This window comes from Streptomyces sp. S3(2020) (assembly GCF_013044505.1).
Classification (GTDB): Bacteria; Actinomycetota; Actinomycetes; order Streptomycetales; family Streptomycetaceae; genus Streptomyces.
The window spans coordinates 31865-49143 of sequence record NZ_JABERD010000011.1 but is presented as its reverse complement, the minus strand read 5'-3'; the positions used below and the strand labels follow the sequence as shown (position 1 = coordinate 49143).

14 protein-coding genes are annotated in these 17279 nt (G+C 71.8%); 8 read left to right on the top strand and 6 right to left on the bottom strand.

Annotated elements, in window-relative coordinates; all coding sequences use genetic code 11:
• Nucleotides 1-13: 13 nt before the first annotated feature.
• The 6 genes from HLK59_RS06055 to HLK59_RS06030 all read left to right on the top strand — a co-directional run bounded on the left by HLK59_RS06055 (nt 14) and on the right by HLK59_RS06030 (nt 10013).
• Nucleotides 14-1378 (top strand): maltokinase, encoded by a 1365-nt coding sequence (locus HLK59_RS06055; RefSeq protein ID WP_171140190.1) that lies wholly within the window; start codon nt 14-16, stop codon nt 1376-1378.
• A gap of 4 nt (nt 1379-1382) precedes the next feature.
• On the top strand, nt 1383-3587 hold the full coding sequence (gene glgB / locus HLK59_RS06050) for a 1,4-alpha-glucan branching enzyme (protein ID WP_171140189.1): 2205 nt from the start codon (nt 1383-1385) through the stop codon (nt 3585-3587).
• A gap of 181 nt (nt 3588-3768) precedes the next feature.
• Nucleotides 3769-5673 carry an AMP-dependent synthetase/ligase gene (locus HLK59_RS06045; RefSeq protein ID WP_171140188.1) on the top strand — a complete coding sequence of 635 codons (1905 nt, stop codon included), beginning with the start codon at nt 3769-3771 and terminating at the stop codon, nt 5671-5673.
• Nucleotides 5674-5787: 114 nt separating this feature from the next.
• Nucleotides 5788-6192: an ATP-binding protein gene (locus tag HLK59_RS06040; RefSeq protein WP_206326824.1), complete on the top strand. Its 405-nt coding sequence runs from the start codon at nt 5788-5790 to the stop codon at nt 6190-6192.
• Nucleotides 6193-6412: 220 nt separating this feature from the next.
• Nucleotides 6413-7756: an NAD(P)/FAD-dependent oxidoreductase gene (locus tag HLK59_RS06035; protein WP_346779657.1), complete on the top strand. Its 1344-nt coding sequence runs from the start codon at nt 6413-6415 to the stop codon at nt 7754-7756.
• Nucleotides 7757-7766: 10 nt separating this feature from the next.
• Nucleotides 7767-10013 (top strand): FUSC family protein, encoded by a 2247-nt coding sequence (locus tag HLK59_RS06030; protein WP_346779656.1) that lies wholly within the window; start codon nt 7767-7769, stop codon nt 10011-10013.
• A 22-nt stretch (nt 10014-10035) separates the two neighbouring features.
• Here the strand turns inward: HLK59_RS06030 and HLK59_RS06025 are convergent, their stop codons facing one another.
• The 4 genes from HLK59_RS06025 to HLK59_RS06010 all read right to left on the bottom strand — a co-directional run bounded on the left by HLK59_RS06025 (nt 10036) and on the right by HLK59_RS06010 (nt 13290).
• Nucleotides 10036-10881, bottom strand: a complete 846-nt coding sequence (locus HLK59_RS06025; protein WP_171140184.1) for a DUF1206 domain-containing protein — start codon at nt 10879-10881, stop codon at nt 10036-10038.
• A gap of 54 nt (nt 10882-10935) precedes the next feature.
• Nucleotides 10936-11787, bottom strand: a complete 852-nt coding sequence (locus HLK59_RS06020; protein ID WP_171140183.1) for an ANTAR domain-containing protein — start codon at nt 11785-11787, stop codon at nt 10936-10938.
• 69 nt (nt 11788-11856) lie between these two features.
• On the bottom strand, nt 11857-12681 hold the full coding sequence (locus HLK59_RS06015; RefSeq protein ID WP_171140182.1) for a SigB/SigF/SigG family RNA polymerase sigma factor: 825 nt from the start codon (nt 12679-12681) through the stop codon (nt 11857-11859).
• Between the two features lie 189 nt (nt 12682-12870).
• A complete protein-coding gene (locus HLK59_RS06010; RefSeq protein WP_171140181.1) occupies nt 12871-13290 on the bottom strand; it encodes an ATP-binding protein in 420 nt (139 codons plus the stop codon).
• Between the two features lie 466 nt (nt 13291-13756).
• Between HLK59_RS06010 and HLK59_RS06005 the strand changes: the two genes are divergently transcribed.
• A complete protein-coding gene (locus HLK59_RS06005) occupies nt 13757-14209 on the top strand; it encodes a cyclic nucleotide-binding domain-containing protein (RefSeq protein WP_171140180.1) in 453 nt (150 codons plus the stop codon).
• Between the two features lie 4 nt (nt 14210-14213).
• Here the strand turns inward: HLK59_RS06005 and HLK59_RS06000 are convergent, their stop codons facing one another.
• Both HLK59_RS06000 and HLK59_RS05995 read right to left on the bottom strand, forming a co-directional pair.
• Nucleotides 14214-15509: an MFS transporter gene (locus tag HLK59_RS06000; RefSeq protein ID WP_171140179.1), complete on the bottom strand. Its 1296-nt coding sequence runs from the start codon at nt 15507-15509 to the stop codon at nt 14214-14216.
• Between the two features lie 104 nt (nt 15510-15613).
• Nucleotides 15614-16231: a LysE/ArgO family amino acid transporter gene (locus HLK59_RS05995; protein ID WP_171140178.1), complete on the bottom strand. Its 618-nt coding sequence runs from the start codon at nt 16229-16231 to the stop codon at nt 15614-15616.
• A gap of 69 nt (nt 16232-16300) precedes the next feature.
• Here HLK59_RS05995 and HLK59_RS05990 point away from each other — a divergent pair, with 69 nt between their 5' ends.
• Nucleotides 16301-17197 carry a LysR family transcriptional regulator ArgP gene (locus HLK59_RS05990; protein ID WP_171140177.1) on the top strand — a complete coding sequence of 299 codons (897 nt, stop codon included), beginning with the start codon at nt 16301-16303 and terminating at the stop codon, nt 17195-17197.
• Nucleotides 17198-17279 lie beyond the last annotated feature (82 nt).

Here is a 17279-nt window from a genome sequence, read left to right as displayed (position 1 = left end):
AGGAGGCGTCACCATGCCGAAGACCGCATTCCCCCACCCGGGCAGTACGACCGCTCCCGGGCCCATGGCCTCGCTCGCCGGGCTGCTGCGCGAGTGGCTGCCCCGCCAGCGCTGGTTCGCGGGCAAGGACCGGCCCGTCACGGACCTCTCGCTGCTGTCCATGACGGAGCTTTTCCCGGGCTGTCTGCATCTGCTGGTGCAGACCGGACACGCGGCCGTCCCCGCCCCCGGCGGCGGCACCGCCACGGCCGGCGACTGCTACCAGCTGCTGCTCGGCGTACGCAAGCATCTGTCGCCGCGCCTCGGCCGCGCCCTCATCGGGCGGGCGGAGGCAGGGCCACTGGCCGGGCTGACGGTCTACGACGCGCTCCAGGACCCGCGGGTCGCGCAGCTGCTCCTGGAGCGGCTGCGGCGGCCCGGTGCGGCGGGTCCCCTGTGTTTCGAGGCCGACCCGTCCGTGTCCGTACCCGCGGGACTCGCGCCGCGGATGCTGGACGCCGAGCAGTCCAACTCCTCGCTGGTGTACGGGGACTCGTTCATCCTCAAGGTCTTCCGGCGTGTCCAGCCCGGTGTCAACCCCGACCTGGAGGTGCCGGGCGCGCTGGCCGGCGAGGGGTGCCGTCGGGTGCCCGCACCGGTCGCCTGGTTCCGCACGACGCATCCCCAGGAGGCGACGCTCGGGGTGCTCCAGCCCTTCCTGCCCGCCGCGTCCGACGGCTGGACGCTGGCTCTCCAGGCGCTCGCCTCCGGTGACGACTTCACGGCCCAGGCCCACGAGTTGGGGCATGCCACGGCGGAGGTGCACCTAGCGCTGGCCGCGGCCTTCCCCTCCCGGGCACACGCCGAGAACGGCCGGACGGCGACCGCGATGACCGAGCGGCTCGCCGCCGCCGCGCACTGCGTACCGGCGCTCCAGCCGTACGTCCCCGCGCTGCGGACCGCGTTCGACGCCCTCACCACCTGCGATCCCGGTCCGCCCGCCCAGCGCATCCACGGTGATCTGCATCTGGGGCAGGTGCTGCGGGCCGGCCGCGAGTGGTTCGTGATCGACTTCGAGGGGGAGCCGTCCCGCCCCCTCGCCGAGCGCCGCAGTACCCACTCCCCCGTGCGGGACATCGCCGGCATGCTGCGTTCCTTCGACTACGCGGCCCGCCAGCGCCGCCCCTGGCGTCCGGAGTGGGCGCGCCGCTGCCGTGAGGCCTACTGCGCGGGGTACGCCTCGCTGGCCGGGTGGGACCCGCGCAAGAAGCACGGTCTGCTGCGCGCCTACGAGACGGACCGCGCCGTGTACGAAGTCCTGTACGAGGCCCGGCACCGGCCCGACTGGCTGCCCGTGCCGATGGCGGCGATCGAGCGTCTCGCCGTGAGAGGAGCCTGAGGTCATGGCACTGCGCGACACCTCACCCCCCGAGGCCGGCGGCCCGCTCCCCTGCCGTGGCGCGCCCGCCCTGGACCCCGTCGACCGCACGCGGCTGCTGTCGGGCGCCCATCACGACCCGCACTCCCTGCTCGGCGCCCACCCGGTGCCGGGCGGGATCGCCTTCCGGGCGCTGCGGCCCTTCGCCCGTGCCGTGGACGTGGTCGTCGACGGTGAGCGCAGCAGGCTCTCGTCCGAGGGCGACGGCCTCTTCGCCGGCGTACTCCCGCTGGAGGCGGTTCCCCCGTACACGCTGCTGGTGTCCTACGAGGACGACGGCGAGCAGGAGGTGCACGACCCGTACCGCTTCCTGCCCGCCCTCGGCGATGTCGATCTGCATCTCATCCGCGAGGGTCGGCACGAGGAGCTGTGGAAGGCGCTCGGCGCCGAGCCCATGACCCATCAGGGTGTGACCGGCACCCGTTTCACGGTGTGGGCGCCCAACGCGCAAGGCGTGCGGGTCGCCGGGGAGTTCACCTGCTGGGACGGGACGGCGTTCCCGATGCGCTCCCTCGGCGCGTCCGGGGTGTGGGAGCTGTTCCTGCCGGGCATCGGCGAGGGCACCCGGTACAAGTTCGAGATCACGTCGCGCGCCGGTGACCGCTTCCTCAAGGCCGACCCGATGGCTCGCGGTACCGAGGTACCGCCCGCGACGGCGTCCGTGGTGACGGCCTCCCGCTACGAGTGGGGCGACCAGGAGTGGCTGGAGCGGCGCGGGGACGTGCCGGTGCACGAGGCTCCGTTCTCGGTGTACGAGGTCCATCTGCCGTCCTGGCGGCGGGGACTGACGTACCGTCAACTCGCCGAGGAACTCCCGGCGTACGTCAAGGACCTCGGGTTCACCCATGTCGAGCTGATGCCGGTCGCCGAGCATCCCTTCGGCGGCTCCTGGGGCTACCAGGTCACCGGGTTCTACGCGCCGACCTCGCGGCTGGGCTCGCCGGACGACTTCCGGTATCTGGTGGACGCCCTGCACCGGGCCGGCCTCGGCGTGATCATGGACTGGGTTCCGGCTCATTTCCCCAAGGACGACTGGGCGTTGGGGCGGTTCGACGGGGAGCCGCTGTACGAGCCGGGAGACTGGCGGCGGGCCGAGCATCCGGACTGGGGGACGTACGAGTTCGACTTCGGGCGGGTCGAGGTGCGCAACTTCCTGGTCGCCAACGCCGTCTACTGGTGCGAGGAGTTCCACATCGACGGGCTGCGGGTGGACGCGGTCGCCTCGATGCTCTACCTCGACTACTCACGGGACTCCGGTCAGTGGACGCCCAATGTGTTCGGCGGGCGTGAGGATCTCGACGCGATGGCGTTCCTCCAGGAGATGAACGCCACCGTGTACCGGCGGGTGCCGGGGGTCATGACGATCGCCGAGGAGTCCACCGCGTGGGGCGGGGTGACGCGGCCGACGGAGAGCGGCGGTCTGGGGTTCGGCCTGAAGTGGAACATGGGCTGGATGCACGACTCCCTGGGCTACGTCCAGCACGAGCCGGTCCACCGCAAGTACCACCACCACGAGATGACCTTCTCCATGGTCTACGCCTACAGCGAGAACTACGTCCTGCCCATCTCCCACGACGAAGTCGTCCACGGCAAACGCTCACTCGTCTCCAAGATGCCCGGCGACTGGTGGCAACAACGCGCCACCCACCGCGCCTACCTCGCCTTCATGTGGGCCCACCCCGGCAAACAACTCCTCTTCATGGGCCAGGAATTCGCCCAGGGAGCGGAGTGGTCGGAGGCCGACGGCCCGGACTGGTGGCTCCTCGACCCCGGCTACGGCGCCGAGGCCGACCACCGCGGGGTACAGGATCTGGTCCGTGACCTCAACACCGTCTACCGGGCGACGCCCGCCCTGTGGCAGCGGGACACGACTCCGGACGGCTTCCGGTGGATCGTGGGAGACGCGGCCGACGACAACGTCTTCGCCTTCCTCCGCTTCGACGCCCACGGAACCCCCCTTCTCGCCGTCTCCAACTTCTCCCCCGTCGTCCGCCACGACTACCGCCTCGCCATCCCGGGGGACGTCCCCGCCTGGCAGGAGGTCCTCAACACCGACGCGGAACGCTACGGCGGCGGTGCCGTCACCTGTCCCGACCCGGTGAAGCCGGAGGACGGCGTCGTACGGCTCACCCTGCCGCCGCTGGCGACCGTGTGGCTGTCGCCTGTGTGATCCTCGACGACGGGACGATCCCCTTCGACACGCGGCGGGTGCCGAGACCTCTTCGAGATCATCAACTCGGAGCTAGTTGTCGAATCCCTTCGTCGAACGCGCTGACCTGGGCTAGATTCGGGCACCGCCGATAACAGTTCTCATCGGTGGAGTCACACCCCGTACACATCAGGAGCAGCGCATGCGCGACGTCGCCCTCGCTCCCCCGTCCGTCTCGCCGCTGACCGGTGGACTCGCCGACAGCGTCTTCGAGACGGCGGCCCGGAACCCCACCCAGCCGATGCTCGCGCGCCGCCCCGACCCCGCCTCCAGCGTGTGGGAGGAGGTGACCGCCGTGGAGGTGCGGGACGAGGTCGTCGACCTCGCCAAGGGCCTGGTCGCCTCCGGGATCTCGCCCGGCCACCGGGTCGCGATCATGGCGCGCACCCGTTACGAGTGGACGGTGATCAGCCATGCGCTGTGGGCCGTCGGCGCCGAGGTCGTGCCGATCTATCCGACGTCGTCGCGCGATCAGGTCGCCTGGATCCTTCAGGACGCGGACTGTGTCGGCGTGTTCGTCGAGGACGAACAGAGCGTGATGACGGTGGGCTCGGTGTGCGCGTCGCTGCCACGGCTGCGCCATGTCTGGCAGTTGGACGACGGGTCACTGGAACAGCTCGTGAAGCGGGGCGAGTTCATCCCGCTCACCACGGTCGAGTCGCTGCGCCGCATCGTGATGCCGAACTCCACCGCGGCCGTCGTGTACACCTCCGGCACCACGGGCCGGCCGCTGGGCTGCGCGTTGAGCCACCGCGGTCTGGCGAGCGCCTGCGACACGCTCTTCGAGGGCTGGGGCCACACCGTGGTGCCACCGGGCGGCCAGGGCTCGGTCCTCGTGTTCCTGCCGTTCTCCCATGTGTACGGCATGCTGGTGCAGTCCCTGTGCATCCGCGGCGGTCTGCTGATGGGGCACGAGCCCGACCTGAGCGCGCAGACGCTGTCGGCGTCCCTGCGGTCGTTCCGCCCCACGTATTTCTGCGGCGTGCCGTCGCTGTTCGAGAAGATCTACAAGAACTTCCTGCGGATCGCCCAGGAGGCGGGCCGCGGCGCACTGTTCGAGCGGGCCGCGGAGACGGCACGGGACTTCGCGTCGGCCGTCGAACGCCATCGGCTGGGCCTGGGGCCGGGACCCGGCCTGGACCTGCGGCTGCAACACGCGCTGTACGAGAGGACGGTGTACCGCAGGCTGCGGGCCGCACTGGGCGGCCGGGTGATGCGCGCGGCCTCGGGCGGTTCGCCCCTGGGCCGCGAACTCTGTCTGTTCTACGAGGGCATCGGCCTCTACGTGAACGACGCCTACGGGCTCACCGAGACGAGCGGCGGCATCACGGCACAGCCGGTGGGCCGGGAGAAGTCCGGCACCGTGGGCCAGGCCCTTCCGGGCACGGACATCTGGGTGGCGGACGACGGGGAGATCCTCGTGCGTGGACCATCGGTGTTCCAGGGGTACGTCAACGACGACTCCGCCACCCGGACCGCGCTGGGCAGCGGTTGGCTGGCCACGGGGGACCTCGGGCAGCTGGACCACGAGGGCTATCTCATGATCACCGGCCGCAAGAAGGACGTCATCATCACCAGCGGCGGCAAGAGCGTGGCCCCGGCCTTCCTGGAGCAGCGGCTGCGTATGCATCCGCTCATCCACCAGGCGGTCCTCGTGGGCGACAACCGGCCCTGTGTGGGCGCGCTGCTCACCCTGGACCCGGAGTTCCTGGCCCACTGGCGCGGCGGGCTCGCGATGCCGGGTGACTCACCGAGCCGGGAGGCGCGCGAGGAGAACACGCTGCGGGAGGAGATCGGGCGCGCGGTGGCCGCGGCGAACAGCACCGTGTCCCGTTCGGAGTCCATCCGGGTGTTCCGGGTCCTGCCGCATCCGTTCGACCACACCAGCGCACTGCTGACGCCCTCGATGAAGCTGCGCCGGGACGCGATCGTCGAGCACTACGCGTTCGAGATCGACGCGATGTACCAGGCGCGCTCCCGCGGCTCCCGGGAGTGGGCGCGGGAGGAGCTCACGGGCTGGGACGACTCGGACAACGTGTTCCGGTGACCCGAATCCGGGTCCCGGGAGTCCGATTGACCTCAGCGCCCCCGGGAACCCGCAGGAGTGGCGCCCTCAGGGCCGCCGTACAGGACCGGCACGCGAACCAGGCAGGAAGCACCATTGGCCTCCGTGGAGATCCCGAGTCTCACCACGAGCTTCGCCGGTGAGCCGCAGAGCGTCTCAGCCGCGCGGATCGCCGCGGACGAGTTCCTGTACGCGCTCGCGCAGGCCTCGCCGCCCGCGACGCCCGAGCACTGGGACGACATCCTGCTCGTCGTCACGGAGCTGGCCGCCAACGCCGTCCAGTACGCCCCGGGACCTTTCGACCTGTCCATGCGCCGTACCTTCGACGGCGTCCATGTGACCGTGCACGACACGAGTCCCGCCCCACCGGCCCCGCGTTCCTTTCACCCGAGCAGCGGCGGTGGCGGTGTCGGCTGGCATCTGATCCATGCCCTGTGCGACCAGGTGAGTGTGGTGACGGAGGGCAACGGCAAGGACGTGCACGTGTTTCTGCCCTGGTGAGACACACGACATTCGCTCTCAGCCGGTGCGCGGGAGCACCGTGACGGGCATGGTGGTGCACGACGCGTTCGTCTGCCTGCCGCACCCGGCTGGCGGAACGGCATGAGGCACGGTGGGATCGATGTTGCGAAGCGGAGATCCAGGGCAGGCGAACGGCGTCCGACTCGGACCGCCGGAGCCGCAGAAGGGAAGAAAGACCGTGACACGACCCAGGATCCTGGTGGTTGGCGCAGGCTTCGCCGGCGTGGAGTGCGTTCGCCGGCTGGAACGCAGGCTCGCCCTCGACGAGGCCGACGTCACGCTGGTGACGCCGTTCGCCTACCAGCTCTACCTTCCGCTGCTCCCCCAGGTCGCCTCCGGGGTGCTGACGCCCCAGTCGATCGCCGTCTCGCTGCGCCGCAGCAAGAAGTACCGCACCCGGATCATCCCGGGCGGTGCCATCGGCGTGGACCTCAAGTCCAAGGTCTGCGTCGTCCGCACCATCACCGACGAGATCGTCGACGTGCCGTACGACTACATCGTGCTGGCCCCCGGCAGCGTCACCCGTACCTTCGACATCCCCGGCCTCACCGACAACGCGTTCGGTATGAAGACCCTCGCCGAGGCCGCGTACGTCCGTGACCATGTCATCGCGCAGCTCGACCTCGCCGACGCCAGCCATGACGAGGCCGAACGTGCCTCGCGGTTGCAGTTCGTGGTCGTGGGCGGCGGCTACGCGGGCACCGAGACCGCGGCGTGCCTCCAGAAGCTCACGCACGCGGCCGTCAGGCGTTATCCGCGCATCGATCCGGGGCTCATCAAGTGGCATCTGATCGACATCGCGCCCAAGCTGATGCCCGAGCTGGGCGACAAGCTGGGCAGCACCGCGCAGCAGATCCTCACCAAACGCGGTATCGAGATCTCGCTGGGCACGTCCATCGCCAAGGCGGGTCCCGAGGAGGTCACCTTCACCGACGGCCGGGTGGTCCCCACCCGCACCCTGATCTGGACCGCCGGTGTGGTCGCGAGCCCGCTCATCGCGACGCTCGGCGCGGAGACGGTCCGCGGGAGGCTCGCGGTCACCGCGGACATGAACCTGCCGGGTCACGACGGCGTGTTCGCGCTCGGTGACTCCGCCGCGGTGCCCGACGAGGCCAAGGGTGAGGAGGGCGCGGTGTGCCCGCCCACGGCCCAGCACGCGATGCGCCAGGGCAAGCACGTCGCCGACAACGTCATCGCCACCCTGCGGGGGCAGTCGACGACGCCGTACAGCCACAAGGACCTCGGTCTCGTCGTCGACCTCGGCGGCAAGGACGCCGTGTCCAAGCCGCTCGGCATCGAACTGCGCGGTCTGCCCGCCCAGGCCGCGGCCCGCGGTTACCACTGGGCGGCGCTGCGCACCAATGTCGCCAAGGTGCGGGTCGCGACCAACTGGACGCTCAACGCGCTGGCCGGTGACGATTTCGTGCGCACCGGGTTCCAGGCCCGCAAGGCCGCCAAGCTCCACGACTTCGAGTACACCAACTCGTATCTGACGCCGGAGCAGGTCCAGGCGCATGTCGAGGGGACGGATCGTCAGGAGTAGTACGCCGGGGGTGCGAGAGGTGCGTCGTCCGGGGCGGGCGCGGCTGCGGGATCTGGTGGCCGCGTCCGATCCCGGACTGCTGCGGCTGGCGGCCGGGCTGCGGACGGTGGGCGCCATCGCGCTCACGCTGGCCGTGCTCGGCCTGCTGCGGGCCGAGGTGTCCCATCTGGTGGCGGGGGCGATCGCGGCCATGGTCGCCACCTTCGCCATCCGGGAGAAGCAGCGTGCCCGGCAGGCCGTCACCCTCGCGCTGGGCCTGCCGGTGGCGCTGGCCGCCGTCACCCTCGCCGCGCTGCTGCGCTCCCATGTGGTGGCCGGCGACCTGTTCTTCGTCGCGTTGATCTTCTGCGCCGTCTACGGGCGCCGGTACGGGGACCGGGGCACCGCGCTCGGACTGATCGGGTTCCAGGTCTACTTCGCGTCCCTGTTCGTCGGTGCCACCGTCTCCGCGTTGCCCGAGCTCTACGGCACTCTCGTCGTCGCCTTCCTGGCCAGTGCCGTCGCGCGCTTCGCGCTGGTGCCCGAGACGCCGACGGGGATGCTGGAGCGGCTCCGGGAGGCCTTCCGGGCCCGGCTGGCCCAGCTGGTGGCGGCGCAGCTCGAACTGCTCGACGCGGGAGGGCCGGAGGAGGTGGAGAAGGCCCTGGAGCATGTGCGCGAGGGCACGGCCCGGCTGCACGAGACGGCATTGATGATCCAGGGCCGGCTGGAGGAGGGGACCGCCGACGAAGCGGTGGCGCGGCTCGTGCAGCGGCGCGTCGCGGACGCCGAGGTCGCCGCCGAGCGGCTCGGTCTGATGCTGCTGACCGCGCGCAGCGCCGAGCGGGCGGACACGCTCACGCTGCATCTGCCCGGTGCGCCGGTGCCGCCGAGCGGATCGCTGCCGGTGCGGGACCGGGCGACGGACACCGTGCGGCGTGATCTGGAGGCGCTGCGGCTGCTCGTGCTGCGGCCGGTCGCCACGCGGCCCGGAACGGGGCTCTCCCAGGTGCGCAACCGCCTCCTTGGCTACCGGGACGAGGAGAACCTGCCGGCGGCGCCACCGGCCGTCCAGGACGTCTTCCGGGGCATCGGCGAGGCGGCCCGCGCGGTGCTGGGGCTGCGGATCGCTCTGGACGGGCCGCAGGACGAGTCCGACGACAGCCCGGCCACGACCCGTTCGCGCGAGGAACTGGACGCCGAGGACGCGGCCATCGACGCCGGCGAGGAGTCCGCACGGGAGGCGCCGACGGGGTTGCGGCGGCCCACGACCCGGGCGGCCGTGCAGGTCGCGGTGGGGTCGTCGCTGGCCATCGTGGGCGGTGAGCTGCTGTCCAGTCAGCGCTGGTACTGGGCGGTGCTGACCTGCTGGATCGTGTTCATCAACACCGCCTCCACGGGCGAGATCCTGGTCAAGGGCTACCGGCGGCTCCTGGGCACCGTGCTCGGGGTGGTGGCCGGCATCGGTCTCGCGGGGCTGGTCGGCCACCACACCTGGACGGCGTTCGCGGTGGTGCTGGTCTGCGTCTTTCTGATGTTCTACACCGCGCCGCTGTCGTACACGTTGATGTCCTTCTTCGTCACGGCCGCGCTGGGCGTGCTGTACACCCTGCTGCACACGTACAGCCTGTCGGTGCTGGTGCTGCGGGTGGAGGAGACCGCGCTCGGCGCGGCCTGCGGGGTCCTCGCGGCGGCGCTGGTGCTGCCGGTGCGCACCGACCGCCGTACGAACGACCTTCTCGTCGCGGTGCTGGACCGGCTCGCGGACGTCACCGAGACGGCGGTGGACCAGCTCAGCGGCGGGCCTCCGGCCGAGCTCCTCGACAAGGCCCGCGACCTGGACCAGGCGCTGGCCGACCTGCGGGCCGCCACCCAGCCGCTCACCCACCCCGTCACCCCGCTGCGGGCCCGGCGGGACACCGCACGGTATGTCGTCGCGCTGCTGGAGACCTGTGCGTACCACGCGCGTTCCCTGGCCGCGACGGCCGAGCTGCTGCCCACCCACCCGTCGATCGCGGCGGATCCCCGGCTGCGTGGGGCGGGGCGGCGCATTCTGCACAACATCGGGGCGACCGCGGCCCGTGTGGCGGACGAGCGATCCGCCGACGAGGTGGAGACGGGGCCGAGCATCGCCTCCCTGCTGGAGCCCGCCGTCCCCGGGTCACCGCGCTTCGGCCGGGTCACCGACCGGGTGCTGCGGCATCTCCAGCGGCTGGACGAGGGTGTGGTGGGGCTGGCCCGGCCGCTGCGGGTGCCGGTGGCGCGGCCCAAGGGCTGACGCCGGGGCGGCTCACAGCGGCTCACACCCTGCGCCAGCGTGCCATCGCGAAGGAGAACAGGCCGAACAGCACCAGGCCGGCCGCCACCAGAGCCAGCAGCCAGGGGCCGAGCGGGGTCTCGGCGAAGGAGCGGAGCGTGTCGTCCAGGCCCTTCGCCTTGTCCGGTTCGTAGTCGACGGCGGCCCGTACGGCGAAGGCACCGGCGGCCGCGAACACCAGCCCGCGGGCCGCGCCGCCACCCACCCCGGTCACGTCCACCAGCCGCCGGACCCGCGGCGACATCTCGCCGAGTTTGAACTTGTCCCGGTAGGAGCGCATGACGGCCCGGGCCGCGAGCCACACACCGGCCACGGCGATCCCCGCACCGGCCGCACCGACGATCCACTGCCCGGCGGGCAGGTCCAGCACCTTCGCCGTGACGTCCTTGGACTGTTTGTCGCTCGATCCGCCGCCACCGCCGCTCGACCCCGAGCCCGCCGCGAACGAGACGACGGAGTAGGCGACGAAGGCGTAGAACACGAAGCGGGCGCCCGCCAGCAGGCGTTTCCTCGCCTTGCGTCCGTCCGGGCCGACCGATCCGAACAGCACCTCCGACAGCCGCCACAGCGCCATGCAGACCACGCCGACGGCCAGGGCCCACAGCAGGACGGCGCCGAAGGGTTTGTCCGACAGTTCGGCGAGCGCGCCGCCGCGGTCCGCCTGGCGGTCACCGCCTCCGAAGGCGATCCGCAGGGCCAGCAGGCCGACCAGCAGATAGATCACGCCGCGGGCGACCAGGCCCGCCCGGGCGGCGCCCTCCGTCGCCGAACGGCGGGCCGGACGCCGGGCCGTGATCCGGCCGGTCGGTGCGCTGACAGTCGGGTTCATCTGGACCTCCCGCACTCCGACTGCCCCGGTAGCCGCCGCGCACACACCACGGGACTACGGCTGGGCGCTCCCGTTGCCCAGGGCGTGCAGGTACTCCAGGGCGTCCAGGACGACCGTGCGCTCGTGCCAGGCGAGCCATTGGCCGGCCTGCGCGCCCACCGCCTCCAGCGCCTTGAGCTGTGCCGTCGTCAATCCCCCGAGGGGATGGTCGAGATGGGCCGAGACCATGCCCACGCAGAGGCCGGACGCGGTGGTCAGCGGCACGCTGTGGCAGGCCCGGCTGCCCGCCGCGAGGATCGCCTCGCGGGCGGACGCGGTGAAGACCGGATCCGTCTCGACGTCGTGCACGGTGACCTGGGCGACATCGCGCGCGGCCCGGGCACAGGACGTGCCGTGCTCGCCGACGTGGCCGAAGAAGTCGACGAAGTCGGCCGTGAGTCCGGTGTGCGCCTCGATGCGCAGGCCGCCCCTGACCCGGTCGACGAGCTGGACGTTGCCCATGTCCGTGCCGACCACGGCGAGCGTCTGGGTGAGCACGGCCTTCAGGACGCCGCCGCGGTTGCCGGGACCGACCCGCCGTGCCGCCGGGAAGCTCAGGGCGGGCTGCGCGAGCCGGGCGCGCCGCGGGAACCACGGCGCTTCCCGGTCCCGCGGACGCGGGGCGGACAGCAGGATCTCGGCCAGGGTGCGCATCTTGACGTTGAACCGCTGGGACGCCAGGCGCATGAGCGTGAACGCGCTGTCCGCGTCTGACAGCGCGTACCGCTCACGCAGCACCCCCTGTGCCTCCGCGATCAGCGCGTGGGCACGGGCCCGGGCGCGCAGATCGCGCACCTCGGCCCGCAGCCGTAACTGTTCGTCGTGGTCCGCTCCGTCGTCCGCGGCTGTCTGTCCGGGCTCCGTCATCGGGCTCCTTCGTTCCGTTCGCCGGAAGTTCGCCGGAGACAGACACCTGCCCGCAGACGGCCCGGACACTCAGGCGCCGGTGTGTTCTCCCAGCGCTTCGGCGCGCACCCGGGCGCAACTGCGGCTGATGAGACGGGAGACGTGCATCTGGGAGATGCCGAGCTGGTCGGCGATCCGGCTCTGGGTCATGTCCTCGAAGAAGCGCATGTAGAGGATGGCGCGGTCGCGTTCGGGCAGCCTCCGCAGACCCGCCTTGGCGGATTCGCGGTCGATCACGGTGTCGTAGGAGGAGTCGGCCGCGCCCAGGGTGTCGGCGAGGCTGTATCCGTCCTCGTCGGAGGAGAGTTCGGCGTCCAGGGACAGCGCGCTGAAGCTCTCCAGTGCCTCCAGTCCCGTGGCGACCTCGTCCTCGGTGAGGCCGGTGCGGGCGGCGAGGTCCGCGGCGGAGGGCTCGGCGCTGCCCGGTGTCTGGGTGAGCTCGCGGCGGGCCACCCGCACCTTGTTGCGGAGTTCCTGCACCCGGCGGGGCACCCGCAGGGCCCACATACGGTCGCGGAAGTGCCGCTTGACCTCGCCCGTGATGGTCGGCACCGCGTAGCTCTCGAAGGCGCCGCGCTCCGGGTCGAAGCGGTCTACCGCCTTCACCAGGCCCAGGGCCGCCACCTGGCGCAGGTCCTCGATCGCCTCGCCGCGCTCACGGAAGCGGCCGGCTATGCGGTGGGCCATGGGCAGCCAGGCGGTGACGAGTTCCTCGCGTACGGTGTCCCGCTCGGGACCGTCCTCCAGGACGACCAGCCGGGCGAAGAGCCCAGCGGTGTCGGGAGCGTCGTCGTGGCGCCGCCGGGCGGCGGTGACGGGCGTACCGGAACGGCTTGTCGACATGTCGATAGGCATGCGGAATCGCTCCTGAACGGTGGTTTCAGGGAATTGCCGCGGGAACGGGCCGCCGGCCGGACACCAGAAGTGGGCCCCGCAGCAGCCGTACCGCTCCCGCTGGCGCGCCTCCGGTCCGAAGCACGAAACTGCGTCTGCCCTCACCTCGGGCGAACAAACTCCGCTTCGCCCCGGAAAGCCGGCGGACCGTCAGGACAGGGGTACGACCACGGTGATGCGCTTGCCTCCGGAGGGCAGGTCGGTGACCCGCACATCGCGTGCCAGCCGACAGACGATGGGCCAGCCGAGACCGCCCACGCGTCGCCGTCCGAGCAGGTCGACGGGCTCCCGGGCCACGGGGAACGCGTCGCTGCGGTCGCTCACCGAGACGCGGACGCCGGGTTCGACGATGTCGACGTGGAAGTCGGTGACTCCGCCGCCGTGCAGGATGGCGTTGGTGGTGAGCTCCGAGGCGACGAGGAGGGCGTCCGCCAGGGATTCACGGTCACAGGTGGTGCGGGTGGCACGGCAGCGTTCGGCGACGGCGTGCTCGACGGCCCGGCGCGCCTCGGCCGGTTGGCGCGGTCGCCGGTGTCGTTCCGCGGATTCGGTGCTGCGCTTCTCGCACATCCCAAGTCTCCCTGGTCGGTGGGGGGCTGGCCGGGGTGCTCGCGGACAGTACGGCATCACCGCCCGGCGGCAGCGGTTCCTCCACACCGCGCGAGCACCTAAGGTCTCCGTCTCTTCGGCTGACCGCTGAGGACACCGCCAAACCTCGCCGGGACGCCCGAAGCCGCTCGCTGAGCACTCGGGCGCGGAGTGAAACGGGTCACGTGCCCGGCTTTCGTATACGCAAAATGCTCCGAGATGGTTTACGGTTCATCCATAGGTAGTCGTGGAGTCGACGGTATACGTCCTCCACCGCTCACCCTCATACGGCCCTGGCTGGCCTCCCCCGTCCAGCCAGGGCTTTTTCATGCCCGTGCGACGCCGGCACCGGAAGTGTCCGCCGCCGAGGTGCCCTGGTCGTCCGCAGCGGCTGAAATGGGCGTAGGGAAAGCACCGGAACCGAATCGCCGGCGAGGAGCCCCGCGTCATGACCAAAGCGACGAAACTGCTGACCGCCCTGCCCCCGCCCCAGCGGCAACGACTGACGGCCCTGGCCCAGGAGGTCTCCTTCCCGGAGGACACCCGCATCTTCGAGCCAGGGGGGACGGCCGACCGCTTCTGGGTCATCCGCTCGGGCGCGGTCTCCCTCGACCAGCAGGTGACGTCGCTGCAACGGGTGACCGTGGCCAGTCTCGGATCGGGGGACCTGCTCGGCTGGTCGTGGCTGTTCCCGCCGCACCAGTGGGACTTCGGCGCGGTGGCCTTCAGTCCCGTGCGGGCCTATGAGTTCGACGCGGCGGCGGTGCTCGGTCTGTGCGAGGAGGATCCCCAGCTCGGTCTGACCCTGGTGCGCAGCGTCGCCGAGATCCTGGCGTACCGGCTGGAGACGACCCGGGGCAAACTGCTGGAGCAGTACTCGATCACCCGGCGCGCGCGGTGACGGGTCAGACGCGGTAGCGGCGCAGAGCCGGTACCGCGGCGGCCAGGCCCAGCATGACGGCCACGACGAGGAGGCCGCCGCCCGCGACGGCCGCGCGCGGTCCGAAGGCCGAGCCGGCGGTGCCGTGCAGGACGTCGGCCAGACGCGGCCCGCCCGCGACGACGACCGTGAAGACGCCCTGCATACGGCCGCGCATCTCGTCGGTCGCGGCGGACAGCAGGATCGCCCCGCGGAAGACCATGGAGACCATGTCGGCCACCCCGGCCAGGGCGAGGAAGGCGACCGCGAGCCAGAGGCTGTCGCTCAGCCCGAAGCCGGTGATGGCGGCGCCCCACGCGACGACCGCGCCGATGACCATCCAGCCGTGCCGGCGGGCCCGGGAGAACGTGCCGGAGAACAGCCCGCCCAGCACGGCGCCGATGGGGATCGCCGCGAACAGCAGCCCCAGGGCGAGACCTTCGCCGTACGGCGCGTAGGTCTGCGAGGCCAGCTGTGGGAACAGGGCGCGCGGCATGCCGAGGACCATCGCGATGATGTCGGCGAGGAAGGACAGCAGCAGCACCTTGTGCAGGGAGATGTACCGGAACCCGGCCGCGATCTCGCGCACCCCGGCGCGGCGTTTGGTCTGCGACGCCAGCGGCGGCAGCGCGGGCAGCTTGTAGACCGCCCACACCGTGACGCACAGCGCCAGGGCGTCGACGAGGTAGAGCTCCGGCAGGCCGATGACCGGGATCAGGGCGCCCGCCAGGAGCGGGCCGACGACCTGCCCTGTCTGCATGACGGTCGAGCCGAGGGCGTTGGCGGCGGTCAGCTCGTCCGCGGGCACGAGTCGGGCGATGGAGGCGTTGCGGGCCGGTGCGTTCAGGCCCCAGAACGCCTGCTGCACCGCGAGGAGGACCATCAGCACGGCCACGGACTCCATGCCGGTGGCGGCCTGTATCCAGAAGAGCAGCGAGGTGACGGCGATCCCGGTGTTGGTGACGAGGAGCAGCTTGCGGCGGTCCATGCTGTCGGCGATGGCGCCGCCCCACAGCGCGAACACCATGAGCGGGAGCAGCCCGGCGAGGCTCGCGTAGCCGACCCACGCGGACGAGCCCGTGATGTCGTAGATCTGCTTGGGCACCGCGACGGCGGTGAGCTGGCTGCCGACGGCCGTGACGATGGTCGAGGTCCACAGCCGGCGGTAGGCGGGGCGGCGCAGCGGGCGGGTGTCCATCGCGAAGCGGCGCCAGCCGCGCCGGGCGGGCTCCTGTGCGGGGGCCGTCGACTGCTCTTCGGTGCTGCTCTCGCTGGTGTCCACGGGCTTCCTGGTTGGTCGTTACATCTTTCGGGACCAGGGTTCACTATGGCAGCTCCATCCGAGCATGCGGGACCCGCAATCTCAGCTTCCGGACACGGTGTTGCTCAGGCCCCGGCGATCAGCGTCCCGCCCATGGCGATCATCGTCGCGGCGACCAGTCCGTCCAGGACGCGCCAGGCCAGGGGCTTGGCCAGGAAGCGGCTCAGCAGCCGGGCGCCGAAGCCCAGTGCCGCGAACCAGCAGAGGCTGGCGAGCACGGCGCCCAGTCCGAAGGTCCAGCGCAGTGCGCCGCGGTCGGCGGCGACGGAGCCGAGCAGGAACACGGTGTCGAGGTAGACGTGCGGGTTGAGCCAGGTCAGCGCCAGACAGGTCAGGACGGCCCGCTTGCGGGAGCCCGCCGACTCGCCCTCCGTCCGCAGGGCATCGCCGGCAGGGCGGAACACCCGGCGGGCGGCGAGGGCGCCGTAGCAGAGCAGGAAGATGCCGCCGATCCAGCCGACCGCGGTCAGGGCGTCCGGCCACGCCACCACCACCGCTCCCAGTCCGCCGACGCCCAGGGCGATGAGGGCCGCGTCCGAGAGGGCGCAGATGCCGACGACGGCGAGGACGGAGTCGCGGCGGACGCCCTGGCGCAGGACGAAGGCGTTCTGGGCGCCGATGGCGACGATGAGCGAGAGGCCGGTGCCGAATCCGGCGGCAGCGGCGGTGAGCGAGGCGGTCATGGCATCGACGCTAGGCGGGCGGCGATCTGGAGTACAGCTAAAGATTCTTACGTATCATTAGCGTTCGTGATGACAGAGCTTCCCCTCGACCAGGTGCGGACCCTGCTGGCGGTGGTCGACGAGGGCACCTTCGACGCGGCGGCCGCGGCCCTGCATCTGACGCCGTCGGCGGTGAGCCAGCGGGTCAAGGCCCTGGAGCAGCGCACCGGCCGGGTGCTGCTTGTACGGACGAAGCCGGTGCGGCCGACCGAGTCGGGCGAGGTCGTCGTGCGGTTCGCACGGCAGCTGGCGCGGCTGGAGCGGGACGCGCGGGCCGAGCTCGGCATGAGCGCGCTCGGGGAGTCGACGCGGGTGTCGGTCGCGGTCAACGCCGACTCGCTGGCGACGTGGTTCCTCCCGGCGCTGAACCGCGTCCCGGACGGGCTCCGGCTCACCTTCGAGCTGCACCGCGAGGACGAGGAGCACACGGCGACGCTGCTGCGGGAGGGGCTGGTGATGGCGGCGGTGACCTCGTCGCCGGACGCCGTGTCGGGCTGTTCCGTGCGCCCGCTGGGACGGATGCGGTACTTCGCCGTGGCGAGCCCGGGGTTCGTCGACCGGTATCTCGACGGTCCGCTGCGGGACGCGCTGGCGCAGGCGCCCTCGGTGGCCTTCGACCGCCGTGACTCCTACCAGGACCGTTTCGTCCGGAGTCTGCGGCGCGGCCGGGGTGGTGCGGGTCCCGCCCGCCACTATGTCCCCACCTCGGAGGGGTTCGTGGCGGCCGTCGCGCTGGGCCTGGGCTGGGGCATGGTCCCCACGGTCCAGGCCGATCCGCTGCTGGCCGCGGGCCGTCTGGTCCACCTCGCGCCGGACCGTCCGATGGACGCGCCCCTGTACTGGCAGCAGTGGAAGCTGGACTCGCCCGCGCTGGCGGCCGTGGCCGAGGCGGTGGCCGCCGCGGCGGCCGAGACGCTCACCGCCTAGGCGCTCACCTCGTGGGCACTCGCTTCCCAGGCATTCGTATCCCGGGCGTTCGCGTCCCGGGCGTCCGTATCCCGGGCGCCGC

Coding starts and splice junctions, on each gene's coding strand:
- HLK59_RS06055 (WP_171140190.1), top strand. CDS start 14: ATGCCGAAGACCGCATTCCCCCACCCGGGCAGTACGACCGCTCCCGGG.
- glgB (WP_171140189.1), top strand. CDS start 1,383: ATGGCACTGCGCGACACCTCACCCCCCGAGGCCGGCGGCCCGCTCCCC.
- HLK59_RS06045 (WP_171140188.1), top strand. CDS start 3,769: ATGCGCGACGTCGCCCTCGCTCCCCCGTCCGTCTCGCCGCTGACCGGT.
- HLK59_RS06025 (WP_171140184.1), bottom strand. CDS start 10,881: ATGAACCCGACTGTCAGCGCACCGACCGGCCGGATCACGGCCCGGCGT.
- HLK59_RS06020 (WP_171140183.1), bottom strand. CDS start 11,787: ATGACGGAGCCCGGACAGACAGCCGCGGACGACGGAGCGGACCACGAC.
- HLK59_RS06015 (WP_171140182.1), bottom strand. CDS start 12,681: ATGCCTATCGACATGTCGACAAGCCGTTCCGGTACGCCCGTCACCGCC.
- HLK59_RS06010 (WP_171140181.1), bottom strand. CDS start 13,290: ATGTGCGAGAAGCGCAGCACCGAATCCGCGGAACGACACCGGCGACCG.
- HLK59_RS06005 (WP_171140180.1), top strand. CDS start 13,757: ATGACCAAAGCGACGAAACTGCTGACCGCCCTGCCCCCGCCCCAGCGG.
- HLK59_RS05995 (WP_171140178.1), bottom strand. CDS start 16,231: ATGACCGCCTCGCTCACCGCCGCTGCCGCCGGATTCGGCACCGGCCTC.
- HLK59_RS05990 (WP_171140177.1), top strand. CDS start 16,301: ATGACAGAGCTTCCCCTCGACCAGGTGCGGACCCTGCTGGCGGTGGTC.